20 protein-coding genes and 1 pseudogene are annotated in these 26,195 nt (G+C 69.7%); 13 read left to right on the forward strand and 8 right to left on the reverse strand.

What is annotated here, in order from left to right:
• Positions 1-53: 53 nt before the first annotated feature.
• Complete coding sequence (locus tag NI26_RS16065; protein ID WP_144411208.1) at positions 54-1,505, forward strand: AAA family ATPase; 1,452 nt, start codon at positions 54-56, stop codon at positions 1,503-1,505.
• A complete protein-coding gene (locus NI26_RS16070) occupies positions 1,498-2,349 on the forward strand; it encodes a DUF4435 domain-containing protein (RefSeq protein WP_081984573.1) in 852 nt (283 codons plus the stop codon). Before NI26_RS16065 ends, NI26_RS16070 begins: the two co-directional genes overlap by 8 nt.
• A 2-nt stretch (positions 2,350-2,351) precedes the next feature.
• On the opposite strand, the gene NI26_RS02080 is transcribed toward NI26_RS16070, so the two are convergent.
• Positions 2,352-3,929, reverse strand: coding sequence for an ABC-F family ATP-binding cassette domain-containing protein (locus NI26_RS02080; protein WP_066651890.1), 1,578 nt, complete (start codon positions 3,927-3,929; stop codon positions 2,352-2,354).
• Between the two features lie 311 nt (positions 3,930-4,240).
• Here NI26_RS02080 and NI26_RS02085 point away from each other — a divergent pair, with 311 nt between their 5' ends.
• Positions 4,241-4,666, forward strand: a complete 426-nt coding sequence (locus tag NI26_RS02085; RefSeq protein ID WP_066651898.1) for a DUF3151 domain-containing protein — start codon at positions 4,241-4,243, stop codon at positions 4,664-4,666.
• 248 nt (positions 4,667-4,914) lie between these two features.
• On the opposite strand, the gene NI26_RS02090 is transcribed toward NI26_RS02085, so the two are convergent.
• From NI26_RS02090 to NI26_RS02105, 4 genes and pseudogenes are all read right to left on the reverse strand, one after another.
• Entirely contained in the window at positions 4,915-7,971 is a 3,057-nt protein-coding gene (locus tag NI26_RS02090; RefSeq protein WP_081985193.1) for a glycoside hydrolase family 2 TIM barrel-domain containing protein, read from the reverse strand.
• A gap of 2 nt (positions 7,972-7,973) precedes the next feature.
• Positions 7,974-8,909, reverse strand: coding sequence for a carbohydrate ABC transporter permease (locus NI26_RS02095; RefSeq protein WP_081984575.1), 936 nt, complete (start codon positions 8,907-8,909; stop codon positions 7,974-7,976).
• A 182-nt stretch (positions 8,910-9,091) separates the two neighbouring features.
• A pseudogene (locus NI26_RS02100) lies at positions 9,092-10,009 on the reverse strand (carbohydrate ABC transporter permease); the annotation flags it as partial.
• Positions 10,006-11,370: an ABC transporter substrate-binding protein gene (locus tag NI26_RS02105; RefSeq protein WP_066651907.1), complete on the reverse strand. Its 1,365-nt coding sequence runs from the start codon at positions 11,368-11,370 to the stop codon at positions 10,006-10,008. The gene NI26_RS02105 and the pseudogene NI26_RS02100, both read right to left, overlap by 4 nt.
• Positions 11,371-11,749: 379 nt before the next feature.
• Between NI26_RS02105 and NI26_RS02110 the strand changes: the two genes are divergently transcribed.
• Positions 11,750-12,025, forward strand: a complete 276-nt coding sequence (locus NI26_RS02110) for a hypothetical protein (RefSeq protein ID WP_066651909.1) — start codon at positions 11,750-11,752, stop codon at positions 12,023-12,025.
• Complete coding sequence (locus tag NI26_RS02115; RefSeq protein WP_066651911.1) at positions 12,025-13,191, forward strand: baeRF2 domain-containing protein; 1,167 nt, start codon at positions 12,025-12,027, stop codon at positions 13,189-13,191. The genes NI26_RS02110 and NI26_RS02115 overlap by 1 nt, the downstream gene beginning before the upstream one ends.
• A gap of 126 nt (positions 13,192-13,317) precedes the next feature.
• Here the strand turns inward: NI26_RS02115 and NI26_RS02120 are convergent, their stop codons facing one another.
• A complete protein-coding gene (locus tag NI26_RS02120; RefSeq protein WP_066651913.1) occupies positions 13,318-14,538 on the reverse strand; it encodes an MFS transporter in 1,221 nt (406 codons plus the stop codon).
• A gap of 77 nt (positions 14,539-14,615) precedes the next feature.
• Between NI26_RS02120 and NI26_RS02125 the strand changes: the two genes are divergently transcribed.
• Entirely contained in the window at positions 14,616-15,356 is a 741-nt protein-coding gene (locus NI26_RS02125; RefSeq protein WP_066651914.1) for a GntR family transcriptional regulator, read from the forward strand.
• 103 nt (positions 15,357-15,459) lie between these two features.
• On the opposite strand, the gene NI26_RS16740 is transcribed toward NI26_RS02125, so the two are convergent.
• Complete coding sequence (locus tag NI26_RS16740; RefSeq protein WP_158407722.1) at positions 15,460-16,575, reverse strand: acyltransferase family protein; 1,116 nt, start codon at positions 16,573-16,575, stop codon at positions 15,460-15,462.
• Positions 16,576-16,910: 335 nt separating this feature from the next.
• Positions 16,911-17,066: a hypothetical protein gene (locus tag NI26_RS16745; protein ID WP_158407723.1), complete on the reverse strand. Its 156-nt coding sequence runs from the start codon at positions 17,064-17,066 to the stop codon at positions 16,911-16,913.
• A gap of 206 nt (positions 17,067-17,272) precedes the next feature.
• Between NI26_RS16745 and NI26_RS02135 the strand changes: the two genes are divergently transcribed.
• The 7 genes from NI26_RS02135 (at position 17,273) to NI26_RS02165 (ending at position 26,171) form a co-directional block, all read left to right on the forward strand.
• Positions 17,273-18,376 carry a LacI family DNA-binding transcriptional regulator gene (locus NI26_RS02135; protein WP_066657665.1) on the forward strand — a complete coding sequence of 368 codons (1,104 nt, stop codon included), beginning with the start codon at positions 17,273-17,275 and terminating at the stop codon, positions 18,374-18,376.
• A gap of 234 nt (positions 18,377-18,610) precedes the next feature.
• Complete coding sequence (locus NI26_RS02140) at positions 18,611-20,392, forward strand: ABC transporter substrate-binding protein (RefSeq protein WP_235426448.1); 1,782 nt, start codon at positions 18,611-18,613, stop codon at positions 20,390-20,392.
• On the forward strand, positions 20,389-21,369 hold the full coding sequence (locus NI26_RS02145; RefSeq protein ID WP_066651916.1) for an ABC transporter permease: 981 nt from the start codon (positions 20,389-20,391) through the stop codon (positions 21,367-21,369). Before NI26_RS02140 ends, NI26_RS02145 begins: the two co-directional genes overlap by 4 nt.
• Positions 21,366-22,322 carry an ABC transporter permease gene (locus NI26_RS02150; protein ID WP_066651920.1) on the forward strand — a complete coding sequence of 319 codons (957 nt, stop codon included), beginning with the start codon at positions 21,366-21,368 and terminating at the stop codon, positions 22,320-22,322. The genes NI26_RS02145 and NI26_RS02150 overlap by 4 nt, the downstream gene beginning before the upstream one ends.
• Entirely contained in the window at positions 22,319-24,082 is a 1,764-nt protein-coding gene (locus NI26_RS02155) for an ABC transporter ATP-binding protein (protein ID WP_066651922.1), read from the forward strand. Before NI26_RS02150 ends, NI26_RS02155 begins: the two co-directional genes overlap by 4 nt.
• Positions 24,079-24,966, forward strand: coding sequence for an alpha/beta fold hydrolase (locus NI26_RS02160; RefSeq protein WP_066651924.1), 888 nt, complete (start codon positions 24,079-24,081; stop codon positions 24,964-24,966). The genes NI26_RS02155 and NI26_RS02160 overlap by 4 nt, the downstream gene beginning before the upstream one ends.
• Before the next feature lie 8 nt (positions 24,967-24,974).
• Positions 24,975-26,171, forward strand: coding sequence for a family 1 glycosylhydrolase (locus tag NI26_RS02165; protein ID WP_144411209.1), 1,197 nt, complete (start codon positions 24,975-24,977; stop codon positions 26,169-26,171).
• Positions 26,172-26,195: the final 24 nt, after the last annotated feature.

The raw sequence follows: 26,195 nt of genomic DNA on the forward strand, positions 1-26,195 counted from the left end.
GGGACGGCGTACTGGTGCGGTTCCCGATACAGTGCGATCGTGAGGACTGATCAGTGACAGGGGTGGACGACGTTGTCGTGCCGCGTAAACTTAAAAAAGTAAGGGTTTCGGGAGTACTTGGCGAGTATGACCACGAGTTTGAATTTCGGGGCCTCCAGGACCTGGCGATAATCTATGGGCCCAACGGCGTAGGTAAAACACGGCTGCTAGAGATCATCGAAGCTCTCGTTGCTCTGAATCTAGCAAGACTGAATTCCTTGCCCTTCTTTGCTGCGGAACTAAGCTTCTCCGACGGTCATGTGTTTAGTGTCGCGAAGGTCCCGAGGCCCATAGAAGAAGACGCTGCAAATGCCGATGCAGAATCAAGCGTCTTCGATCTCGAATTCAAGCTGAAGAAGCGGCGTGGGCGAACAATATCGTCTCAGGTGAGTGCGGGTTCGGACTTTGGCTCCTGGTTGAGCAGGATGACTCCTTGGCATCCTATCGAGGGGTCGGAGATTTGGCGGAATGAACTAGACGGCGACGTTGCGCTCTTTTCAGACTTGAGACCGCGATACTTCAATCGCTATCGTCACGAAACGAGAAGGCAGGGCGAGGCTGCTCCGCGAAGAGAAGTCGATTCTCAAATTCAAGCTTTTGCCGACGAGCTACGTATCAAACTGATTGAAACGCAGCGGCTGACGGCGTTCGACGTGGCTGATCGTACCCGTGGCAGATTCGGTACGGCGGAAGGCGCTCGATCGGTTCCTACTATCAGCCGTAATTCAGACGAGATTAAGCGCTTGCTCAACGCAAATCTTTCGGAAAATTCGCGACTGACGCAGAGTCTCGACAGCACATTTCCTCGGCGCATGCTCGAAAGAGGATCGCAGTCGTCTCTGAATGAAGACGACTTGCGAGCCAAGTGGGAAGAGCAGACAAAGAGGCGAGCCCGACTCACTGAGATTGCGGATCTGAAGGTTGATCCAGAGCTGTCGCTGCCTGATGACATACTCAACGAGTGGCAGCTTGGGATGCTCGAGCTTTACCTGGAGGACGCCGATCAAAAGTTGGCCTCCTTCTCGGAAGTGTTGGCAAAGATAAATCTGCTCGAGCAGATTATCAATGGTCGGCTTCTCGCGAAGAGACTTCGCATCGATGCCAACAACGGGATGGTCGTTACTCGCAATCGCGATGGGTCCACGATTCCCCTTACGGCTCTGTCGTCCGGTGAGCAGCACGAAATTATCTTACTCTTCGACTTGCTTTTCAATGTTCAACCAAATTCGGTCGTTCTTATCGATGAACCCGAAATTTCGCTTCATATAGGTTGGCAAAAAAAGTTCATCGCCGATGTCTTGCTCATCGCTGGCCTTGTTGGCTTCCAGTTCTGCGTTGCCACGCATTCTCCGCAGATCATCGGCCAATGGTGGAATATTGCAGACCGGTTGGGGCCGAAGTCAAGCGATTTTCTCGGGGATGACGAAGGTGAAGGCTCGACTGCGGAGAGCATAGGCGATGCTTGATAGTTTGACACCAGAGAGCATATTTGCCGAGCTGATGATGAATGAGGACGACGTCAGAGCGTTCCTGCTCGTTGAGGGCCCTGACGAGATCGCGATACTCTTTGGTCATGTGGCTGAAGGAGTCTCGCCTATAGTGTGCGGTGGGAAGAAGAATGTAATCGGTGCCGCAGGTATTGCGGCCAGGGACCTGGGGACGCCGGTGATCGGCTTAGTCGATCGAGACTTTGATGGCTTACGCGTGAAGACGTCGACCGTTCCGCGTAACGTGACTCAGACTACGACTTACGATCTCCTAAGTGACGTCATTCATAAAGTTGAGGGGTCGATACGTCGGGTTATGAGTGCGCATTCCGTCACCGGTACGGCGTTGATCGAGAATCGCCGGCAACGATCTGCTGAGGGTGTTGTGTTGGAGGTCGGGTGCGGCTTGGCATCTGTCCGACTCGCATCATTAAACGAAGGCTTTCCTCTAATTTTCAAGAACTACGACTTCACAGCAGTTCTTGATGCAACCAGCGAGTGTCCCGGAGCGCTGCGCTTCGTGGACGGCGCCAGGTGCAAGGACCCCTCTTTCACGGCAACTTCGATAGTGCTGGACGCTATCGATCGTGCTAGCAAGTCGCTTGCAGGCGATGTTCATCGCGTCGGCGGTCACGACATAGTAGGCATAATCGTCGGCCTACTCCGGGGTGTTGGGTCAGGAAACATTTCTCGCAAATCAGTTGAAGCATCACTTATAACTTGCGCGACTCCCAATGTCCTTCGCAGTCTCGACTGCATCTCCCGGCTTGTAGAACTAGGAAGGAGCGAAGCTGGAATGGAGCTTTTTGACTTAGCCGCCTAGCCTCACCTCAGCAAATTGAGCGTCGTCGTCAGGTCGAGCCGCTCGAGGAAGGTCTCGTCGTGGCTGGTCACGACGAGGGCGCCGCGGTACGCCCGGAGCGCCGCCACGAGCTGGTCGACGCTCGTCAGGTCGAGGTCGTTCGTCGGCTCGTCGAGCACCAGGAGCTGCGGCGGCGGGTCCGCGAGCACCAGCGCGGCCAGGGCCACCCGGAAGCGCTCCCCGCCCGACAGCGAGCGGACGGGCCGGTCCACCGTGTCGCCGCGGACGAGCAGACGCGCGAGTCGGTTCCGGAGCTCCCCGTCGGGCACGTGCGGGGCGTCCCGCCGGACGTTCTCGAGCACGGTGGCGTCGTCGTCGAGTCCGTCCCGACGCTGCGCGAGGTACCCGATCCGGTCGACGTGCGGCACCGCCGCGGTGTCCGGGACCGGGTGGTCCCGTGCGGTGGGGCTCCCGACGAGCTGGTCGAGCAACGTCGTCTTGCCGACGCCGTTGTCGCCCGTCACGGCGAGGCGTTCCGGGCCCTGCACGACGGTGTCCCGCCCGCGCACGGTGATCGTCGCGATGCGCCGTGACGCCGGCACGTCCGGGTCTGGCAGTGCCACGTGCAGGGGCTCGTCGTCGCGCAGGCGCAGTTCGGCCTCCCGCACCGCCGACAGGGCCTGCGCCTCCGCCGAACCGTGCGCCGTCCGGAGCCGACCAGCGGTCTCCTGCGCCTTCTTCCGCTGCTCGTTCGCCAGGATCTTCGGCATCGAGCGGCCCGCCTTCTCGCCCGCCCTCGCCCGGCGCGCGATCGTCGTCTCGGCCTCGATGCGCTGCCGCTTCTCCGCGCGGTGCCGTTGCTCGGCGACGCGGACCTCGCGGGCGACGGCGGCCTGCTGCACGGCGAGGTGTTCCTCGTACGCGCTGAACGTCCCGCCGAACACCGTCGCCGAGCCGCTGCGGAGCTCCACGGTCTCGTCGACGTGCTCCAGCAGCTCCCGGTCGTGACCGACGACGACGAGGGTGCCGCGCCAGCCGTCGACCAGGTCGAGCAGGGCCGCGCGAGCCCGCCGGTCGAGGTTGTTCGTCGGCTCGTCGAGCAGTGCGATCGGTCGTCCCCGCAGGCGGATGCCGGCCACGGCCGCCAGGACCGCCTGCCCGCCCGAGAGGGTCGTGACGGGTCGGTCGAGGTCGTCGCCGTCGAGCCCGGGGACGTCCGCGAGCGCTGCGGCGGCACGCTCCTCGACGTCCCAGTCGTCGCCGACCGCGTCGAGGTGTGCGGCCGAGGCGTCGCCGTCCAGGACGGCTCGGAGCGCCGTCAGCGTCGTGCGGATCCCGAGCAGGTCCGCCACGGTGTCCCCGGGGCGGGCGTGCAGCCGCTGGGGCAGGTGGTCCACCGGACCGGTCGTGCTGACCGAGCCGGACGTGGGCTGGAGCCGGCCCGTGACGAGCCGGACCAGCGTGGACTTGCCGGCGCCGTTCCTCCCGACCAGGCCGGTGCGCCCGCGGCCGAAGGCGGCGGTGAGGTGGTCGAGCGCGACGGTGCCGTCGGGCCAGGTGAAGGTGAGGTCGTGCAGGACGACGGACGGTGTTGCGGGCATGGGGGTGCCTCCCGGATCGTGAGCTGGGCGCACGACACCGGACCCGCGGCGACCGGAGGGGTCGGCACACGGGAGCGCCCGAGGGGGCGCGACGACCAGGGCGCCCGACGGGGCGCGACGATCACGGTGTCAGCGCGAGGACTGCGCGGTACCGGTGATCGACTGCAAGGCTGCTCGTTCCGTCGGGGACCCCCGTGTCCGCCACCCGTGCTGCCGGTCGGTCTCCCGCCCCGGCGGCCCCGCGTGACGACGAGGTGTCACCCACCGTAGGGCGGACGCCGCTCCTCGGCAAGAGGTGACAGGCTGGGGGCATGCCGGAGAACCTGCTGCCGAACCCGACCGCGAACCCCGCGACCCTGCTGCCGGAGGAGCCCGAGGTGACCGCCGCGCTCGCCGCCGACGCCCCGGTGTCGAGCGTCGTCGTGTCGCACCCGTCCTCGAGCCTGGCGTGGGCGCTCCTCGCCGACGAGGCCTGGGCGCGCGGCGCGACCCTCGAGTCCTACGCCTACGCCCGCGTCGGGTACCACCGCGGCCTCGACGCCCTGCGGAAGGCGGGGTGGCGCGGTGCCGGGCCGGTGCCGTGGTCGCACGAGCCGAACCGCGGCGTGCTCCGCGCGCTCTTCGCCCTGCGCCGCGCGGCGTCCGCGATCGAGGAGCCGGGCGAGCCCGAGCGCCTGACGGAGTTCCTCGAAGCGTCGGACCCCGAGGCGCTCCGCGCCCTCACCGCCGGGGAGTAGCGGGCGGGCGGCGGCGGCGCGCGGCCGCCGTGGCGGCGCCGCTGCGCGGCTGCCGCCCGCTGCGGATGCAGTCCGACCGTGCGGCGCCGCGCACCGCGGTGTCGGTGCGACGCCGCCGCACAACCGGAAGCACCTCGCGCCACGGGAACCCGTGGCGCGAGGTGCTTCCGGTTGTGCGCGAGCAAGCCGCGCCACGGTGTGCCGCGGCCCGCCGGCGCGCCGGCGCCGCCGCCGCAGCGGCGCCGCCCCTACCCGAGCACCACGCTCCACGAGAACGCCTGCGGCCACAGCTGGTGCTCCGGGAGCACGTCGAGCCCGCAGGCCCGCGACCCCAGCCCGTGCTGCGCCGCGTCGAGGTACAGGTACGCGTGCTCCGGCGTCGGCAGCTCGTACGGGTGCATCGCACGCCCGAGCTCCTGCGCGGTCCACGGCGAGAGCGTGAAGCCCGCCCGGTGCGCCCCGACGGTCGACACCGTGAACGGCCCGACCGACAGCGTCCGCAGCCCCGGCCGGTGTCCGGTCTCCTGCGGCATCGAGTAGTCCACGGTCAGCGCCCGCGCCGGCGCACTGAACCGGCCGACCCGAGCAGCACGCGACGAGTCCGCGTACGACTCCGCCGGTCCGGTCCCGAACCACGAGGCATCGCCGTCGAGCAGCGACGCCGGCAGGTCGAACCGCACGCCGATCCGCGGCCAGGTGACGTCCCACGCCCCGAACGGCACCGCGTCGGTCTGCAGCAGCAGTCCGTCGTCGGTCAGGGTCCAGCGGTGCGTGACGTCGACGCCCCACCCGCTGTTCGCCGCCGCCACACGGACGCGCTGCTCGAGGCCGTGGTCGGTCCGCGACACCGACACGAGCCGGTGCGTCAACCGGTCGAGCCCGCGTTCGCGCCACCGGACCGCCGACGCCGGAGCGGTGGGGTCGCCGACGCCCTTCGTCAGCACCGGGTCGGCCGTCTCGTACCCGCCCTGCGAGGCCAGGCTGTCGTTGTCCGTCGGTGCGCGCCACAGCTCGAGCCGCGGCCCGGCGACCTCGTGCCCCTTCCAGGACACCAGGTCACCGCGGGCGGTGAAGGTCCCCTCGCCGAGACGGTCGCCGTCCCATCCCTGTCGGGAGGCCCGGGGCACGTCCGCCGCGCGGCTCGCCACGAGCCGCTGCGTGCGTGCGACGACGTGGCCGGTGTCCGCCCACGCGGTCGGCCCCGCCAGCTCCGCCGTCACGTCGATCCACAGCTCGTCGCCGGGGTCCAGGGACCTGGAGTCCGCGGCTGCCGCGAGCACCTCGTCGGGCACCGGGACCGTGGCCGACTGCCGGGCCGCGACGACGCCGGGGGTGAAGCGGCCGCTGGCCTCCTCGACCCCGTTCCGCGACAGGGTCCACCGGAAGCGCAGTCCTGCGGTCGATGCGGAGTGGTACCGGTTCTCGACGAGCACGGTGGTGTCCGACAGCGAGAACCGGATCGGGGCCACGACGGCCGCGAACTCCGCCAGCCCCGGCGTCGGGGAGTCGTCGGGCAGCACGAGGCCGTCCATCACGAAGTTGCCGTCGTGCACGACCTCGCCGAAGTCGCCGCCGTAGGCGTAGTAGTCCTGGCCGTCGGCGGTGCGGGCGAGGAGCCCGTGGTCCCGCCACTCCCACACGAAGCCGCCGTGCAGTCGCGGGTACTTGTCGACCAGGTCCTCGTACTCCTGGATCTGGCCGGGTCCGTTGCCCATCGCGTGGACGTACTCGCAGTGCAGGAACGGCTTCGTCCGCTGCCGCGCGGCCTCGGCCGGACCGCACCCGAGCAGCGGGGTCTCCGGGCCGCCGCCGATCGACTCGGTCTCCTGCAGCGTCGGGTACATCCGCGAGTACACGTCGGTGTAGGCGCCGGTGTAGTCGCCCTCGTAGTGCACCGGGCGCTCGTCGTCGCGGTCGTGCACCCACTGCGACATCGCGGCGAGGTTCCGGCCGGTGCCGGACTCGTTGCCGAGCGACCACATGACGATCGACGCGTGGTTCTTGTCGCGCTCGACCGTCCGGGCGATGCGGTCCAGGTACGCCTCGCGCCAGGCCGGGTCGTCCGAGGGGTTCCCGACCCAGTCGGTGAAGAGGAAGCCGTGGGTCTCGAGGTCGCACTCCAGGACCACCCAGAACCCGAGCTCGTCCGCCAGGTCGAGCACACGGGGGTGCGGCGGGTAGTGCGAGGTGCGGATCGCGTTGACGTTGTTCCGCTTCATGAGCGCCATGTCCGCGCGGGCGTGCTCCTCGTCGAAGACGCGGCCGCGCACGGGGTGGGTCTCGTGCCGGTTCACCCCGTGGAACACCACGCGCTCGCCGTTCACCAGGAACCGGTCGCCGACGATCGACACGGTGCGGAAGCCGAGGCGCAGCGCGACGGTCTCGCCGCCCGCGCGGCCGCCGGCGTCCGTGCCGGTGGAGACGGTCGCGTCGTACAGCTTCGGGACCTCGGCGCTCCACGGCTCGACGCCCTCGAGGGTGATCGGCGCGACCTCGTCGGCCGAGGCCCACGTCACGTCGACACCGAGGTCGGGCACCCGGAAGCGCACCGGGAACGCGGCATCGAGGGTCGGGAACGTGATCGTCCCCGTGCCGGTCTCCGGCCGTCCGGAGGCAGCCGTACCGGCCGTGGCGGCGTTGCCGAGCGTGGCGGTCCAGCCGGCGCGCACGAACACGTCGTCGATCGGCGCGGTCGGTCGGGCGAGCAGGGTGACGCTGCGGAAGATGCCGGGCAGCCACCACTGGTCCTGGTCTTCGAGGTACGAGGCGGCCGACCACTGGTGCACCCGGACGAGCAGCTCGTTCGACCCCGGCACGAGCAGCGAGGTCACGTCGAACTCGGTCGCGAGTCGGGATCCGGTCGACCAGCCCACGAGGGACCCGTTCAGCCACACCCGGAAGTGCGACTCCACCCCGTCGAAGCGCAGCAGCACCCGGGCCGCGGCGTCGAAGGACGCGGGGACCTCGAACGTGCGGCGGTGGTCGCCGGTCGGGTTCTCCTCCGGCGGGTGCGGCGGGTCGATCGGGAACGGGTACTGCAGGTTCGTGTAGCTCGGCGCGCCGTGCCCGTGCAGGACCCAGTGCGACGGCACGGGGAGGCTGCCCCACCCGTCCTCCACCCCCGGGAGCGGGACGTCCGCGACCGGCGACCACCGGAAGTCCCAGTCCCCGTCGAGCGACAGGGACGGGGCGTCGGTGTGCAACCAGGCCCGCGGCGCGAGCCGGGTGTCCGAGCCCGGTGCCGTCGAGGCGAGCGCGTCGAGCGCCTCGGGCGTGGTGCTGGTGGAGGACGAGTGAGCAGCGATGGTCAACCCTTGACCGATCCTTCCGTGAGGCCCCCGCGCCAGAAGCGCTGCAGGACGATGATCGCGATCACCAGCGGGATCACCGAGACGAGCACGCCGCCGGTGGTGAGCTGGTAGAACTCTGGCAGACGATCGACCTGTGCCCGCCAGTTGTTGAGTCCCAGTGTGATCGGGTAGAGCTTCTGGTCTGCCAGCATGATGAGCGGCAGGAAGAAGTTGTTCCAGATGCCGACGACCTGGAACAGGAACACGGTCACGAGCGCCGGGGTCATCTGGCGCAGCACGATCGTGTGGAAGATCCGCAGCTCGCCGGCACCGTCGATGCGGGCCTGCTCGAGGAGCGCCGTGTCGACCGAGGCGGCGGCGTACACCCGGCAGAGGAACAGCCCGAACGGGGAGACGAGGCTCGGGATGAGCACGCTCCAGTACGTGTCGGTCAGGCCCATCGTCGAGAAGAGCAGGAACAGGGGCAGCGCCGTCGCGGTCCCCGGCACGAGCACACCGCCGAGGATCGTGCCGAACACCAGCTGCCGCCCGCGGAACTCGTACTTCGCGAGCGCGTACCCGCCGGCCGCGGCGAAGTAGGTCGCCAGGACCGCGCCGACGCCGGAGTACAGGACGCTGTTCGCGATCCAGCGGACGAAGATGCCGCCGTCGTACGAGAACACCTGCTGGATGTTGCTGAACAGCGCGAACTCGCCGCCGAACCAGAACCCGTTCGTCGCGAACAGGGCGCCGGTGGTCTTCGTCGCCGCGATGACGACCCAGTACAGCGGCACGAGGAAGTAGACCGCGACGATGACCAGGATGGCCGTCACCACGATCTGCGAGCGGGGGGAGCGGTCGAGCTTGCGGCGCTGGTGCGCCGTGATCGACGTGGTGTCGACGGGCTCGGCCGCCTGCTTGGTGACTGGCGCCTCGATGGCTTCGCTGGTCATGCTTCCGCCCCCTTGCTGTCGGCCTGGAGGCGCGGCGCGGCTCCGGTGGTGGTGCTGCGGTCCGCGACGCCGGTGGCGGGTCGCGACCCGGTGGCGGACGTGCCGCGCGTCTGGAGCGCACGCCGTGCCTCCAGGCCGTCGCGCTTGGCCCGCTTCTTCTGGTCGCGCTCGTTCTTCGGCGCGCGGTTCGTCAGCGCGAGGAACGCGAACGACAGGATGAACGCGGCCAGCGCGATGATCACGGCCTGCGCGCTCGCGACGCCGTACTCGTTGAACGCGAAGGCGTTCGTGTACGCGGCGTAGTTCGGCGTGTACTCGGTGTCGATGGCGGGCGCGACCGTCGACAGGATCTGCGGCTCGGCGAAGAGCTGCAGCGTGCCGATGATCGAGAAGACCGTCGTGAGCACCAGGGCCGGGGCGATGAGCGGGATCTGGATCCGCCACGCGACCTGGAAGGGGCCGGCGCCGTCCATCTTCGCGGCCTCGTAGACCTCGCCGGGGATCGACTTGAGCTGCGCCACGATGATGAGCATGTTGTAGCCGGTGTAGGTCCACGTGACGATGTTCGCGATCGACCACAGCACGCTGTTCGCGCCGAGGAAGTCCGGCTGCAGCCCCATCGACTGCAGCAGCGACACGATCGGCGACAGGCCGGGCACGTAGAGGAACGACCAGAGGATCGTCGCGATGACGCCGGGGACGCCGTACGGCATGAAGTAGACCGCGCGGAAGAAGGCGGGCCAGCGGGCGCTCGCCGACTCGAGCAGCAGCGCGAGGATCGTGCAGAGGACGATCATCACCGGCACCTGCACGATGCCGAACAGGAGCATGCGCCAGATCGAGCCGACGAACCCGGCGTCGTTCAGCGCGGTGACGTAGTTGTCGAAGCCGGCGAAGCGGCCGGTGACGCCGTCCTCGCCGAACAGGCCCTCGCGGTCGACGGTGGTGAAGCTCTGGAAGAGCGCGCTGATGATCGGGATGATGAACGTCAGCACGAACAGGGCGAGGAACGGGGCGAGCAGGATCCACGGGGCGCGCTTCTGGGCGCTCGTGGCCTTGGTGCTCGTGCGGAAGCCGGATCCCGGCTGGGTGGCGGTCATCGTGCGGTCCTGACGCTGAGGCCCTTGTCCTTGAAGGACTGGACGATCTCCCGCTGGGCGAGCTCGACCGCGTCCGTGAGCTTCAGCCCACCGGTGAGCTTGCGGCGGAACTGGTTCTGCAGGCTGGTGAAGGCCGACTGGGTCACGGGCGACCACGACCACTCCAGGTTCTGCTCCTGGGCCGAGGGGACGAAGACCTCCTCGTTGTAGTTCTGCCCGGAGAACCACTCGGACGGCTGCTGGCGCGCCTTGCCGATGTAGTCCTTCGCCGGCGACCACCCGATGCCGCAGTACTTGATCATCGCGTCGACGCCCTCCTTCGAGGTCGTCATCCACGTGATGAACTCGAGCGCTTCCGCCGGGTGCTTCGCGTTCGCCAGCACGGCGGCCGTCGAGCCGCCGATCGAGCTCGAGCCGTAGCCGGTGCCGCCCCACGTCTGCATGGGGGCGACCTTCCACTTGCCCTCGCCGCCCTGCACGGACTGGATGAGGGCGTCGCCCCAACTCGCGCTCGTGACCGCGGCGATCTTGCCGCTCGCGGCGGCGGCGTACCAGCCCGGGGAGTACGCCCCGGCACTCGTGTCGACCAACTTGTCGTCGATGACCCCGTCGAAGAACTCGGCGACCATCATCGTCTTGTCGTCGGTCATGTCGACGACCCAGGCGTCCCCGTCGGTCCGGAACCAGCGCGCCCCTGCCTGCTGCGCGTACGCGGCGAAGGGCGAGGCGTCGGCGACCGGGAACACCTCGAGGTAGTTCCCGTTGCCCGTCCCGCGCACCTTGTCGGCCAGGTCGCGCCACTCGTCCCACGTCGTCGGGGGCTGACCGCCGGCCTGCTCGAGGATCGCGGTCTGGTAGTAGAAGCCCATCGGGCCGGTGTCCTGCGGGATGCCGTAGACGCCGTCGACGAACTCGACCTGCGACCACGCGGCCTCGTCGTACTTCGACTGCACGTCCTTCGCGCCGTACCGGGCGAGGTCGACCAGGCCGTTCGCGAGCATGAACTCCGGGATCTGCCGGAACTCGACCTGCCCGATGTCCGGACCGCCGCCGGCCGCGAGCGCGGAGTACATCTTCTGGTACCCGCCCGCGTTGCCCCCGGGGATCCAGTTCGCGGTGACCTGGATGCGCGGGTTCTTCGCGTTCCAGACGTCGCAGACCTTCTGGAGGTCCTTGAGCCACGCCCAGTAGGTGATCTGGACGGTCTCGCCACCGGCGGCCGCGGGGACCAGCGCAGCCTTGTTGACGTTCGTCGATCCCGGGACGGCGCACCCGGCGAGCAACCCCGCCGCAGCTGTTCCGAGTCCGAGTCCGAGCAGGTTCCGTCGTGACAGGACGGTTCTCGATGGGATGGGTGTCATCACGGCTCCGGTTCGTCGTTGAGCGGGGTCGGAGCCAGCAAAGCACAAAACCGAGCGAGGCTGTGCATTCCTGAAGTATCCACAGAACGTCGTGACCGAACCGTGGCCCGGTGCCTCCGGCGACGCGGTGCGGTGCGGCGGCGCGCGACGGCGCGAGACTCGGTTCCGCGGACACGTTCGCGGTCGCGGCGACGCGAATCCGTCCGCTCACGCGAGCCTCGGAGCGAGCCGTCGGCGCCCCGTCCCGCGCTGGCTGCGTGTTCGCTCCGACCTCCGAACGTGGTCAGCGCCGAGCGCGCACCGTGGTCAGCACGCACAACACCGAAGCCGCAGGCGGCCCGACAGCGACGTCGGCGGCACCGACGCAAAGGGGCAGGCGATGACCGATCGCGGCAACAGCACGCACGGACCCGAGCTCGACGACCAGCTCGCGCACGAGGCGCAGAGCATCGTCCAGGGGCACGGCAGCAACGCACACGTCGAGGAGTTCCGGCAGTCCGAACCGGTGCCCGACGACACCGACGACGCCGAGACGGTGACGGCCTCCGGGTACGACGGCGAGCTCGAGGGGTCGTTGCAGGACGACGGATCGGGCGTCGGCGGGGGATCGGACGCCGTCTTCACGACCGATACCGACGAGGAGGGCGAGCGCTGATGGCCCAGACCACCCGCGAGACCAGCGCCCTGCAGCCCGAGATCGTCCAGGCGCTCCAGACGCCGGGCACCTGGACGTGGGCCTACGTCGACGCCTCGGGCAACCGCGAGGACCCGCGCCGCATCGCCGCGCTCCAGCGTCGGACCGTCTCCGATGCGCTCGCGGGGCAGGGCTGCTCCGAGCGTGCCGCACAGATCATCGAGGAGGAGCTCGTCGAACAGCCCGGCGTGCCCGCACCCGTCGCCCGGTACGTGCTCGTCCGCGACGACGAGCTCGTGCTCAGCGAGGTGCTGCCCGGGCACCTGCACGGCCAGGAGTCGATCGGCACCGGCGCCGTCCCCGACCTGCTGCCCCTGCTCGCCCACCGGCCCTTCGACCTGCCGTTCCTCGTCGTCACCGTCGGACGTGAGGGCGGCGGCTTCCGCAGCTACCGACTCGGGCACGCCCCCACCGGCGCCGCCGAGGACGAGCAGCGCGTGCAGGGCCGGACCGACACGCTGCACAAGGCGAAGTCCGGTGCCGGGTGGAAGCAGCCGCACTGGCACCAGCACGCCGAGGAGATCTGGAAGCAGACCGCCGGCGAGGTCGAGGCCGCGATCGAGGAGACCGTCCGGGCGACCGCGCCCCGGCTGATCGTGCTCGCCGGGGACATCCGTGCCCGCGAACTCCTGCGTGGTGAGCTCTCGACGTCGACCCGGGCGCTGGTCACCGAGGTCGCGGTCGACCCGCGCGCCGACGACGCCTCCGAGAAGGCGCTCGTGCAGCACGTCGACCTCGCCCTCGCCCGCGTCCTGGCGTCGCGGCGGCACGACGTGCAGGACCTGCTCCGCACGCACGAGGGTCGCGGGGACAACGAGAGCGTCAGCGGGATCGGTGCCGTCGTGTCCGCGCTGCAGCAGGCCCAGGCAGCCGTCGTCACGCTCGACGCCGGTGCGCTCGGGGACCGGACGCTGTACGCGCTCGATGCCGCACCCTGGGTCGCCACCGCTCCCGAGCAGGCCGCGGGGGCGTCGGTGCTGGGGCAGGTCCCGGCGGTGTGCGCACTCGTCCGGGCGGTCGTCCTGACCGACGCCGAACTCGTCCTGGTGAACGCGGCGTCGCTGCCGAGCGGTGCCCCCGCGTCCGCGCTCCTGCGCTGGCCGGTCGGTCCCGCCGTCCCTGCCTGACCCCCTCCGCCGCGGAGGCCCCTCACACGGACGCCCCTTCCGCGGGACGCAACGTCGGCGGTTGCTCGCAGCAGTACACCCCTGCGAGCAACCGCCGACGTTGCGTGTTGCGGGCGGTGCTGGGCGTCAGTCGTGGGAGACGTCGGCGCGCGGGACGACCGGCAGCGCGAGCAGGGGGAGCACAGCCACGATCGCGAACGACGCCGCGAAGCCGAGCACCCCGACGAGTGCACCGACACCGGGACCGACGGCGCTCGCCGCCAGGAACTGCCCCGTGTTCTGCGCACCGAGCGCCCGGCCCGACCACGAGGGCCCCGCCGCCTCGGCCACCGACGTGTAGGCGAGCCCGTTGTCCGCCACAGTGACGCTCGTGGCGATGACGAGGAACACCGCCGCGGGCGCCCAGTGCGACACGTCGACGAGCGCGAGGGCGCCCATCACGGCCGCTGCTGCCACCGCGACGACGCGCAACGGCCCGACCCGGGAAGCGACGCGGTCGCTCCAGGCACCGACGAGGATGCGCCCGACGGCCCCCACGAACTGCGAGGCGCCGACCAGCAGTCCGGCCGCAGGCGTCGACCACCCGAGGCCCACCAGCCAGACCAGCCCGTACGTCGAGAGCGTGAACTGCGGCACGACGAGCAGCACCGACACGAGGTGCACCCGCCACAGGAACCCGGACGCCCGGTACGGGTTCGCGGGGCCCGCGTCGATCGTCGCGGTCGCCGCCGCTGCCCGGGCCTGCCGAGGCCGTGGGGGATCGACGATGCCGACGGCGCAGAGCACGGTGAGCACCGCGCACAGCACGAACGGCAGCACGAGTGCGGTCCGGACACCGTGCGTCTCGGTCAGCAGCGGCACCGTCACGGCAGCGAGCGTCACGCCGAGCGGCTGCGACATCTGCCGGATGCCCATCGCGAGACCGCGGCGCTCCCTCGGGAACCACCCGACCACGACCCGTCCGCTCGCCGCGTTCGTCGAGGCACTCGTCATGCCCGCCGCCAGGAACGCGACCCCGAGCAGCAGTGGGTCGCCCGCCGTGACCCACGCCGCGACGACGGTCAGGGTGGTCAGCGCGAGTCCGCCGGCGATCACCACCCGTTCGCCGACGCGGTCGGTCACCGCGCCCCAGGCGATGAGGGTGAGGACGAGGCCGATCGTCGGGGCGGCCGCGAACAGTCCCGCCGACGCGAAGGGCATCCCCTGCGCCAGCAGGTGCGGGATGAGCAGCGCCGGGGCGGAGACGACGAGGGTCCCGGCGGCCTGTGCCGCGACGCCGAGCGCGAGCACGGTCCACGCCCTGGCGGGGACGACGGGCGGAGCGGCGGTGGTGGTCTGCGCGGGCACGTCGTCTCGATCGGGGAGCGGTTGGTGTACCAGGACGGTATACCAACACGCGTCGATCTGCACTACGCTGGTCCGCCGTGACCGAGACGACCGAGACCGCCGCGCCCGTCTCGCAGACGAGCCAGCTCTACGACAACCTGCGCGCGGCGATCCTGACCCTCGACATCGCCCCCGGAGAGCGGATCTCGGAGCGCGGACTCGAGGGACGCTTCCATGCCTCGCGGACCCCCGTGCGCGCTGCGCTGTCACGGCTCGAGCGCGAGGGGCTCATCCTCCACGAGGGGCGGTCGTGGACGGTCACCCCGATCGACCTCGACGAGATCGCGTCGCTCGCCGAGCTCCGCGGCGTGCTCGAACCCGCCGCGGCGCGTCTCGCCGTCGAGCGCGCCTCCGCCGAGCAGCTCGACGAGGTCCGTGCGCACCTCGACCAGCTCCGTAGCACACCCGACCGCGAGGCCGGGATCCGCATGGGCTCGACGTTCCACCTGGACCTCGCCGCCCTCGGGGGCAACCGCTTCGTCACCGATGCGATCGCCGACGCCCTCACTCGACTCGAGCGGACGCGGTGGATCGAGGTCCGCACCGCAGAGGCGCGCGAGGCCGCGTGGGACGAGCACAGTGCGATCCTCGAGGCCGTCCGTGCCGGCGAGGCCGACCGCGCGGCCGAGCTGCTGGCGGCGCACGTCGCGGGGACCAACGACCGCCTGCTCGCGTTCATCGCGCAGGAGCGACGGCGCCTGCGCGGTGCCGGCATGGCGATCGTCGGCAGCCCGGAGCTGCTCGGCGACGGCGACCCGGCCGCCACCCGGGCGCACTGACCACGAGGCGCACTGACGCGCGCCGGCACGCGCGCTGGCGCAGTCGCTCCGACCCCGAACGGTCGGTGGCGGTGGCCGATTCCACGCTGCGCTGGACGATCAGTCATGGACCGATGGTCCTGCTCGTGTCCGTCCCCCGCGTCGCGGCGCACGGAGCCGGACGGATTGTCGGCTCTGCGTCGGGCGCATGTCTTGAGCCTTGTGCAAGGCGCGCGACCAACGCGTTGAGAGGGCGCTCGAAGTGTCGGTACGCCAGCGGAGCGACCAGCACGGGTGCCACGACCGCGAGGCACACCGGAATCGGCCACGGAGCCGCTGGTGCGATCGCCTGGACCCACCACACGACGCCCGGCCCGATCAGCGGATGCAGCATGTAGAGCGAGTACGAGGTGGTGCCTCCGTGCGCGAGCCACCGGGGGATGTACGTGCGGATCGCGGAGTCGTACCGAACCGCAGCGCAGAGCAGCGCGGAGATCGCGAAGAAGGAGACGCCGGCGGAACCGCTGGATTCGCCTTCCTTGACGGAGTGCAGCAGGGCGGTGAACACGGACAACGCGACGATCGCGGCAACGGTGCGTACGAAGGGCTTCCGCCCCTGCCGTGCGATCAGCATGCCCGCCAAGAAGCAGAGGACTGCCGGGTCTGCGTAGAACCACATCGCAGAGCCCGACTCGGGGCGGAGGAGCCAGAGCAGGGACGCGCCGCAGAGTACTGGGGCTGCGAGTCGCACCGGATCGACCCGCAGGAGCAGCGCGGCGGCAACGAGCACGTAGAACGATGCTTCGAAGACGAGTGTCCAGCCGACACCCCAGACCGGCTGCAGGTCTCCCGCTTCGTTACGGACCGGGATGAACAGTAGCGAGCGCAGGACCGTCAGGGGATCTGACTTGGCGTTCGTCATCTGGGAGGCGAACATCCCGGTGAGGACCAACTTGACCGCGGTCATCGTCCAGTAGAGCGGCACGATCCGCGCAAGGCGCTTGCGGAGGAAACGAGCGGCCCTGACCTGGCCGCTGGTTGCCAGCTCGCGATCGGTGACGAAGACCATCACGAACCCGCTGATGCTGAAGAAGAGCCAGACGCCGAGGTGGCCGAGATCCTCGGCGCTGGACCAGGCCCCTGGGAAGCGCTGCGCGGTGTACGCGCAGGCGTGCACGATCACGACCAGAACCGCCGCGAGGAACCGAAGAGCCTGCACGGATCGGAGCTGGTTGCGCATCACACCAGCGTACATGTCGAATGTTATATATTCAACATCGTCGACGTTTCCCTGGCGCTTCGCGGTGCCGTTGCGAGGAGCATCATCGGCGCGGACGGCGCCCGTGGATGACGGGAGATCGCTGCCGTTCTCGTGCCGCGGGTGGACCGACTGTTCGATGGTCTTCTGGAAGATGATCCTCGCTTCTGCGACATCCCGAGTCGGATGTCGAAGCGCTCGTTCAGTGGAGCGGGCGCACGCACCGATGCTCGCTGGACCACGCCCGTCACTGGGAGATCGGCCAGGAGGCACCGGCCGGACCGACGAAGCGGACCCGACCCGTGCCTCCCGGCTGGTCAGGCCCTGGTCGTGGGTTCCTCGGACCCGTCGATCTCCTGGGCGGACAGCGTCGCGCCGTGCTCGGTGTGGTCGAGGAGCGCGTCGCGCACCTCGGCCTCGTCGGTGGTGAGTCGGATGGCGTGCTTGCTGCCGGACCGCGTCTGCTGGGACATCGAGAGTTCCTCCTGTGTGCGTGGGCACCGTCGTGGTGCGCTTCCTCACGGGACGTTCTGAGGTCGCAACAGTCTGCGCCCGCCCCTCCGCGGAACGCAAGGGGTGTCGGCCGGCCTGTGGAGGAGTCGGAGTCGGGCCCGTGCCTAGGATGGTGCGGCCGCGCACCGGTGCTGCGGCCGGGTGGACGTCGGACGGGAGGCACGGCATGAGCGCGCAGCGCACCGCACCTCCCACGGTCTACGACGTCGCGTCCCAGGCCGGCGTGTCCATCGCCACCGTCTCCCGCGTGCTCCGCACGCCGGACGCCGTCCGTGAGGGCACCCGCGACCGCGTGCAGGCGGCGATCCGGAGCCTCGGCTACGTGCCGTCCGGCAACGCACGCGCCCTGGCCGGCAAGCGGACTGGCGTGGTCGGCCTGCTGCTGCCGGGGTTCGACGTCGTCCCGGACGAGCGACCCGACCTCGTCACGGACGGTGGCGTCCGGGTGGTCGACGACCGACGCCACGTCACGCAACCGTTCTCGTCGAACCTGTACTTCGACGAGGTCCTGCGCGGTGCCGAGACCGAGGCGTGGCAGCGGGGGCTCGCCCTGATGGTGGCGGCCGGGCGGGGGTCCTCGCGGGACGTCATCGTGAACGACGTCGCGGGTCGGGTCGACGGCCTCGCGGTACTCGCGCAGACGGTGCCCGACGACCTGCTCGAGCACGTCGCCCGGCGCATCCCGGTCGTGGTGCTCGCGGACGACCGGCGCTCGCACGGCTTCGACTCAGTGAGCGTCGACAACGCCGCGGGCATGCGCACGCTCGCCTCGCACGTGATCGGTCGGCTCGGGATCCGCTCGCTGGCGTACCTGGCGGGGCCGATCGACTCTCCGGACGACATCGAGCGTTCGGCGGGCTTCCGCCAGGCGCTCGCCGACAACGACCTGGCGGCGTCCGACGTGCGGGTGGTGCACGGCGACTTCGGGCGCGCACGGGCTCGTGAGCTCGCGTCGGCCCTGTTCGACGGAGTCGACGTCCCCCGCGGGGTGATCTGCTCGAACGACCAGTCCGCGCTCGGCGTGCTCGACGCCGCCGGGGCGCGGGGGCTGCGCGTCCCCGAGGACGTCGTGGTGACCGGCTTCGACGGCATCGACGCCGGGCGCTTCTCGACGCCGCCCCTGACGACGGTGCACCAGCCGATGGGGGAGCTCGGTCGTGCGGCCGTCCGGGCGATCGTCGACCGGTTCGAGCGGCGGGAGGGGCCCCCGCGCGCTGTGCGGCTGCCGGTCGAGGTGCTGCTGCGCGAGAGCTGCCCGCCCTCGATGTAGGCGTCGCCGGGTCGGGATCTGGCCCTGGCTCAGGTCGCACGACATGCCGCCGACTGCCGCTCCGGTCGCACGACTTGCCGTCTGTACGGCGAACGGGCGGCATGTCGTGCGACCGGAACTCTCCTGGACGGCCCTCGGTCGTGGTGACCACCAGAAGGGACCGCGTGTTGCGGAGCGCGATGTAAGCGCATACATTAGGCGGAGCACCCACTCGACACGGAGGTCGACCGAGCAATGACGCTTCCCCCACAGCGCACGCGCGGGCACCGCGACCCGCGCCCGGACGGACGGCGGACGCCACCGGCGCCGCACACCCCCGCCCGCCGGCGCGGCCGCATCGCCGCCGCCATCGCCGGACTCGCGGTCGTGGCCCTCGTGGCCACCGGCTGCAGCATCCAGGTCCGCTCCCAGCCGGACCCGAGCATCGGCAAGGACACGATGCTCATCAACGCGGACCGTGGCAACCCACTGTTCGACCGCAACTTCAACCCGTACATCCCGAACGCCCGCACCGCGAGCAAGTGGATGTACGAGCCGCTCATCGAGATCAACCCGCTCGACGGCAAGGGCACCCCGTGGCTCGCGAGCTCCTGGGAGCTGCCCGACGCGCGGACGATCGACATGACGATCCGCAAGGGCGTCGAGTGGTCCGACGGCACGCCGTTCACCCCCGAGGACGTCCTCTTCACGTTCGACCTGCTCAAGAAGTTCCCGGCGATGGACGTCAAGGGTGCCTGGCAGCACATCGACCGCATCGAGCGGGACGGCGACCACCTGGTCTTCCACCTCAACGGCGAGGACGTCCCGAGCCTCAACATCATCGGCGCGACCTACATCCTCCCCGAGCACCACTACGGGAAGGTGAAGGACCCGGTCACCTGGCGTGACCCGAACCCGGTCGGCACCGGCCCGTTCGTGCTCGGCAACTACTCCGACCAGCAGTACTCGATGGACAAGAACCCGACGTACTGGCAGGCCGACAAGATCGCGATCGAGCACCTCGTGCTCCCCGCGACGAACACGCAGCTCGACACCGTCACGCGCGGCTACGACTGGGCGTACTCGTTCATCTCGGACGTCAAGGGCACGTGGGGGGCCGCGTCCGACACGAACCAGTGGTGGTTCCCCGCCGGCGGCGTGATCGGTCTCATCCCGAACCTGACGAAGGCGCCGTACGACGACGTCAACGTGCGCAAGGGCATCTCCTACGCGCTCGACCGCGACGGCATCGCCGAGACCGCCTCCGAGGGCAACCTCAGCGCCGCGGGTCAGACCGGCCTGATCCTGCCGAACCAGGAGCAGTACCTCGACCCGTCGATCCCCGACAAGGGGATGATCACGCAGGACACCGACCGTGCCCTCGCCGAGTTCGCGAAGTCCGGCTACGAGCAGCAGGGCGGCAAGCTCGTCAAGGACGGCAAGCAGCTCGAGATCAACCTCATGACCGCGAACGGCTACTCGGACTGGCTCCGTGCCGCACAGCAGGTGCAGCGTGACCTCGGGAAGATCGGCGTGAAGGTGCAGATCCAGGCACCGCAGCCCGCCGGCTACCAGCAGAACATCAACAACGGCAAGTTCGACATGGCGATGGGCGGCATGGGGAACGGCGACGTCTTCCAGGCGTACAACTCGCTGCTGTCGAGCGACTTCTACCAGCCGGTCGGCAAGTCGACGGTGAACAACTTCGAGCGGTACAGGAACGCGGACACCCAGAAGCTCCTCGACGAGTACCGCGGCACGACCGACCGTGCCGAGCAGCAGCGGATCCTGGACCAGCTGCAGGCCATCGTGTACGACGACCTGCCCGTGATCGGCATGTACTACGGCGGACTCTGGGGCCTGTTCAACACCGGCAAGTTCGTCGGCTGGCCGAGCGCGGAGGACCCGTACATGGCACCGCAGAACTACGACTCGGCCCCGCTGCTCATCTTCACGAAGCTCCGGCTCCGTGACAGCGCAGCAGGCAAGCAGATCCTCGAAGAGCAGAAGACGCAGCAGAAGGAGGCGGGCAAGTGAAGTACATCCTCCAGAAACTCGTCCTCTTCGTCCTGACCCTCTGGGCCGCGGTCACGCTGAACTTCGTGCTCCCCCGCCTCATGCCGGGCAGCCCGTCCGACGCCGCGCTCGCGAAGCTCAGCCAGAACGGTCCGGTCACCGACGCCACGAAGAAGGCCATCGAGGCCCAGCTCGGCGTCCCCAGCGGCAACCTCTGGGACCAGTACGTCAGCTACCTGCACCAGGTCGTCACCCTCGACTTCGGCACGAGCTACACGTTCTACCCGCAGCCGGTCGGTGACCTGGTCGGCCGCGCACTGCCGTACACGCTCGTGCTCGTCGGCACGGTGACGGTCCTGGCGTTCGTCATCGGCACGCTGATCGGTGTCGCTGCGGCGTGGAAGCGCGGCACGTGGCTCGACTCGCTCCCGACCCTGTCCGGCAGCTTCATGTCGACGTTCCCGTACTTCTGGACGGCGCTCCTGCTGCTGTTCTTCCTCGGCTACGTCCTGCACTGGTTCCCGACGACCGGGGCGTCGTCCGCGACGAGCGTCCCGGGCTGGAACGGCACCTACATCGGTGACGTCCTGCGGCACGCGGTCCTGCCGGCCGTGACGATCCTCGTGACGAGCCTCGGCGGCTGGATCATCGGTATGCGCAACGCGATGATCAACACCCTCGGTGACGACTACGTCACCTTCGCCGAGGCCAACGGCCTCCGCGGTCGCACGGTCGCCGTCCGGTACGCCGCGCGCAACGCGATCCTGCCGAACCTGACCGGCTTCGGCCTGGCGCTCGGTGGCGTGGTCGGCGGCTCGGTGCTGGTCGAGCAGGTGTTCGGCTACCCGGGCATCGGCTACCTGCTCTTCAACGCCGTGATCGGGCAGGACTACCCGCTCATGCAGGCCCTCTTCCTGATGATCACCGTGTCGGTGCTCATCGCCAACTTCATCGTGGACGTCCTGTACGGCGTCCTGGACCCGAGGACGCGCCGATGACCGACAACGCGACCGTCGCAGTACGGACCCAAGACAAGCAACAAGACCAGGGCGACCAGCAGGCCCCCTCCAAGCTCCGATCAGCAGGACGACAGTTCGGCGTCGTCTGGAGCAACACGAAGGCCCGCATCGGCCTGTGCATCCTCGGCACCTTCGTCCTCATCGCCCTGTTCGCCCCGCTCCTCGCCCCCTACGGCGGCAGCCAGAACGGCTTCGCGCGGAACGCCGACGCCAGCTGGGCGCACTGGATGGGCACCACCGCCGCCGGCGAGGACGTCCTCTCCCAACTGATCTACGGCGCCCGGGTCTCCGTGCTCGTCGGCGCGGTCGCGGGCCTGCTCTCCACGCTCGTCGCCGTCGCGATCGGCCTGAGCTGGGGCTACATCCGCGGCTGGGTCGCCGAGGTCATCGGGTTCATCGTGAACCTGTTCCTCGTCATCCCGGGCCTGCCGCTCATGATCGTCATCGCGGCCTACCTGCAGAACGGCGGCATCGCGGTCATCATCGCCGTGATCGTCGTCACCGGCTGGGCCTGGGGTGCGCGCGTCCTGCGCAGCCAGACGCAGTCCCTGCGCAGCCGCGACTTCGTCACCGCCGCGCAGTTCTCCGGCGACGGTGCGACGCGCATCGTGTTCCGCGAGATCCTGCCGAACATGACGAGCCTGATCGTCGGCAGCTTCTTCGGCGCGGCGACCAGCGCGATCCTCGCGGAGGCAGGGCTCGAGTTCCTCGGACTCGGCGACTCGTCGATCGTCAGCTGGGGCACGATCCTCTACTGGGCGCAGAACTCGAACGCACTGCTCACGGGCCAGTGGATCCTGCTGTTCGCTCCCGGTCTCTGCATCGCCCTGCTGGCGATGAGCCTCACCCTCATCAACTTCGGCGTCGACGCCGTGTCCAACCCGCGGCTGCGCGAGGGCGCGCGCCGCAAGCGCAAGGAGGTCACCGCATGAGCGGCGCAACCAGCGACGGCCTGGAGGCCCGTGGCGGCACCGCCACGCGCCTCCCGTCCGACGGCACCCAGGCCGAGGTCCTGCTCGACGTCCGCGACCTGTCCGTCATCTACGAGTCGGCCGGCCAGACGGCCGTCCAGGCCGTCGACCACGTCTCCTTCCAGCTGCGCAAGGGCGAGTTCGTCGGCCTGGTCGGCGAGTCCGGCTCGGGCAAGTCGACCCTCGGCTACGCGCTGACCCGGCTGCAGAAGCCGCCGGCGCGCACCAACGGCGGCAGCATCGTCTTCGGCGGGGCGGACATCCGCGACCTCGACGACGAGGCACTCCGGCAGCAGCGCCAGGGCGGCTTCGCGATGGTGCTGCAGTCCGGCATGAACGCGCTCAACCCGGTGCGCACGATCCGCAACCACTTCATCGACGTCTTCAAGGCCCACGGCCACGTGCCGCGCGAGCGCTGGGACGCCCGGATGCGGGAACTGATCGGCAAGGTGAAGCTGCCCGAGACGATGCTCGCGCGGTACCCCGGTGAGCTCTCCGGTGGCATGCGGCAGCGCGTCTCGATCGCCCTCGCGCTGTCGCTCGAGCCGCAGCTCATGGTGTTCGACGAGCCGACCACGGCGCTCGACGTCCTCGTGCAGCACGCGGTGATGGACACGATCATCGAGCTGCAGCGCTCCGAGGGGTTCACGGCGATCCTCATCAGCCACGACCTCGGCATCGTGCTCGAGGCCACCGAGCGCGTGCTCGTCATGCACGAGGGGCGGATCGTCGAGGACGGCCGCTCGCTCGAGGTCCTCCGCGACCCGCAGGACGAGTACACGAAGATGCTCCTGTCGCACTACGCCGACCCGCGCGCGGAGGTCGTGTCGCTGCCGGGGTTCCCCGATCGGACGCAGCGGTCGGTCTCCCGTCAGGAGACGACCTCGTCGTTCGCCACCGTCGGGTCGCGTGAGCGCAGCGCCGCCCGCAACCCGATCGTCGTCGACCACCTCGTGAAGACGTACCCGGCACCCCGCCGCGGTGAGCAGCCCGTGCAGGCGGTCCGCGACGTGTCGTTCACCCTCGAGCCCGGGCAGTCGCTCGCCCTGGTCGGCCAGTCCGGCTCGGGCAAGTCGACCATCGCGAAGATGCTCACCGGCGTCGAGCAGCCGACCTCGGGCACGGTGCGCTTCGGCGACACGGACGTGGCGAAGCTCGGGAGGCGCGGTCTGAAGGACCTGCGCTCCGAGGTGCAGATGGTGTTCCAGGACCCGTACGCGGCGCTCAACCCGCTGCACACGGTGGAGTACATCCTGTCCCGGCCGATCGCGAACTACACGGGACTCCGCGGGCGGGAAGCCCGTCGCCGGATGCTCGAGATCCTCGAGACCGTGGGCCTGACCCCCGTCGAGCAGTTCGCGCAGAAGCTCCCGCACCAGCTCTCCGGCGGGCAGCGGCAGCGCGTCGTCATCGCCCGGGCGCTCGCGAGCGACCCGCAGGTGATCATCGCCGACGAGCCGGTCTCGATGCTCGACGTGACGCTGCGGGCCGGCGTGCTCGCGCTGCTCGAGGACCTGCGCGAGCAGTGGGGCGTCTCGCTCCTCTACATCACGCACGACCTGCTGAGCGCGCGGCTCATCACCGACGACATCATGGTGCTGCACGACGGCGCCGTGGTCGAGCGGGGCCGGACGGCCGAGGTGTTGCAGCACCCGCAGGACGACTACACGGTGGCGCTGCTGGACGCGGTACCGAACCCGCGGCGCACACTGCTCGCATGACCACGGTGCACGAGTTCCCGTCCGTCCCGGCCTTCGGGCACCTCCCCACGCCCGAGGGCGTCGACGTCGTCGGCATCGACCTGCCGGTCGGACGGCTCACCGCCTACCGGGTGGTCCCGTCCGGACCGTCGAAGGGCGTCGTGCTCGTCGTCCCCGGGTACACCGGCTCGAAGGAGGACTGGCGCACCTTCATGCCGCTCCTGCGCGAGGCCGGCTGGACCGCGGTCGCGATCAGCCGCCGCGGTCAGGCGGACTCGGCGGCACCGACCGCACCGTCCGACTACGCGTTGGACGAGGAAGCGGCCGACGTCGTCCGGGTCGCGGCACTGCTCGACGACGGCGCGCCCGTGCACCTGATCGGGCACTCGCTCGGCGGGGTCATCGCCCGTGAGGCCGCCATCGCCTCGCCGCAGTCGTTCCGGTCCCTCGTGCAGTTCTGCTCCGGCCCGTACGGCTGGCCCTACCGCAAGGTCACGGAGCTGACGATCCTGCACGACACCGGCGGCAACCTCCGGCAGCTGTTCGACGCCACGAACCCGCTCTGGGCGTACCGACCCGACGAGGAACTCCCCGACGACGCCCGGATGGTCCGCGACCGCTTCGACGCCACGAGCCCGCTGAGCGTCGTCGCCGGCGGGCACATCCTCGAGGACCACACCGACTCGTCCGCCGATCTCCGCGCGACCGGGCTCCCCGTCCTCGTGGCGCACGGCGAGTGGGACGGTGCCTGGCCGATCCCGTGGCAGCGGCAGATGGCGGAGGACACCGGCGCCCGCTACGAGGTCGTCCCCACGAGCTACCACGGCCCCCACGTCGAGAACCCGGCCGCGACCATCGCGCTGTTCGACTCGTTCTTGACGAGCACTGACTCGTCGCAGCACTGAAAGGACCCATCATCACCACGCTGCAGTTCCCCGACGGCTTCCTCTGGGGTGCCGCCACCGCCGCCCACCAGATCGAGGGCAACAACGTCAACAGCAACTGGTGGGTGCACGAGCACGAACCGGACACCACCATCGTCGAGCCCTCCGGCGACGCCGCGGACAGCTACCACCGCTACCGCGAGGACATCCGCATCGCCGCCGACCTCGGCCTGAACTCCTACCGGTTCAGCATCGAGTGGGCACGCATCGAGCCCGAGCGCGGTCACGTCTCCCGCGCCGAGGTCGACCACTACCGCCGCATGGTCGAGGCCTGCCACGAGGCCGGCATCGAGCCGATCGTCACCCTCATGCACTTCACCGTGCCGCGCTGGTTCGAGCGCGACGGCTTCTGGCGCGCCGACGACGCGGCCGACCTGTTCGCCCGCTACACCGAGGCCGCGCTGCCGGTCGTGCAGGACGGCGTCCGCTACGTCTGCACGATCAACGAGCCGAACATCGCCGCGATGCTCGCCGGGGGAGAGGACGCCGCCAACCTGGTCGCCTACGGCCTGCCGAACCCGGACCTGCACGTGGCGGACCAGCTGCTCGCGTCGCACGAGCGGTCCCGCGAGGTCCTGTCCCAGGTCGCCGGGCTCCAGTCCGGCTGGACCATCGCCACGCAGGCGTTCCGCGCGAACGGCGAGCCCGGCTCCGAGGAGATGCTCCGCGAGTACGGCTACCCGCGTGACGACTGGTACCTCGAGCAGGCCGCGGGCGACGACTTCCTCGGCGTGCAGGCGTACACCCGAACCTTCATCGGGCCGGACGGGCCGCTGCCCGTGTCGAACGACGTGGAGACGACCCTGACCGGGTGGGAGTTCTGGCCGGAGGCGTCGGCCGACGGGCTCCGCAGCGCGTGGGAGCTCTCCGGCCACGTGCCGCTGATGATCACCGAGAACGGCATCGCCACCGCCGACGACTCCCGCCGGGTCGCGTACACGCAGGGCGCCCTCGAGGGGATCCACCGCTGCATCGAGGACGGCATCGAGGTCCTGGGCTACCAGCACTGGTCCCTCCTCGACAACTACGAGTGGGCCTCCGGCTACCGCCCGACCTTCGGGCTCGTCGCGTGGGACCGCGAGACCTTCGCACGGACGCCGAAGGACTCGGCGCGCTGGTACGGGAAGGTCGCGCAGGCGAACGCGCTCGAGACCCGTCGCGACTGACGCGATCCCCTGACGGACTGGAGG

Origin of the sequence: Curtobacterium sp. MR_MD2014 (assembly GCF_000772085.1) — a bacterium.
Classification (GTDB): Bacteria; Actinomycetota; Actinomycetes; order Actinomycetales; family Microbacteriaceae; genus Curtobacterium.

Bases quoted from the DNA above. Each gene is read 5' to 3' on its own strand.
- NI26_RS16070 (WP_081984573.1), top strand. From the start codon at position 1,498: ATGCTTGATAGTTTGACACCAGAGAGCATATTTGCCGAGCTGATGATG.
- NI26_RS02080 (WP_066651890.1), bottom strand. From the start codon at position 3,929: ATGCCCGCAACACCGTCCGTCGTCCTGCACGACCTCACCTTCACCTGG.
- NI26_RS02085 (WP_066651898.1), top strand. From the start codon at position 4,241: ATGCCGGAGAACCTGCTGCCGAACCCGACCGCGAACCCCGCGACCCTG.
- NI26_RS02095 (WP_081984575.1), bottom strand. From the start codon at position 8,909: ATGACCAGCGAAGCCATCGAGGCGCCAGTCACCAAGCAGGCGGCCGAG.
- NI26_RS02105 (WP_066651907.1), bottom strand. From the start codon at position 11,370: ATGACACCCATCCCATCGAGAACCGTCCTGTCACGACGGAACCTGCTC.
- NI26_RS02110 (WP_066651909.1), top strand. From the start codon at position 11,750: ATGACCGATCGCGGCAACAGCACGCACGGACCCGAGCTCGACGACCAG.
- NI26_RS02115 (WP_066651911.1), top strand. From the start codon at position 12,025: ATGGCCCAGACCACCCGCGAGACCAGCGCCCTGCAGCCCGAGATCGTC.
- NI26_RS16740 (WP_158407722.1), bottom strand. From the start codon at position 16,575: ATGCGCAACCAGCTCCGATCCGTGCAGGCTCTTCGGTTCCTCGCGGCG.
- NI26_RS16745 (WP_158407723.1), bottom strand. From the start codon at position 17,066: ATGTCCCAGCAGACGCGGTCCGGCAGCAAGCACGCCATCCGACTCACC.
- NI26_RS02135 (WP_066657665.1), top strand. From the start codon at position 17,273: ATGAGCGCGCAGCGCACCGCACCTCCCACGGTCTACGACGTCGCGTCC.
- NI26_RS02140 (WP_235426448.1), top strand. From the start codon at position 18,611: ATGACGCTTCCCCCACAGCGCACGCGCGGGCACCGCGACCCGCGCCCG.
- NI26_RS02150 (WP_066651920.1), top strand. From the start codon at position 21,366: ATGACCGACAACGCGACCGTCGCAGTACGGACCCAAGACAAGCAACAA.
- NI26_RS02155 (WP_066651922.1), top strand. From the start codon at position 22,319: ATGAGCGGCGCAACCAGCGACGGCCTGGAGGCCCGTGGCGGCACCGCC.
- NI26_RS02160 (WP_066651924.1), top strand. From the start codon at position 24,079: ATGACCACGGTGCACGAGTTCCCGTCCGTCCCGGCCTTCGGGCACCTC.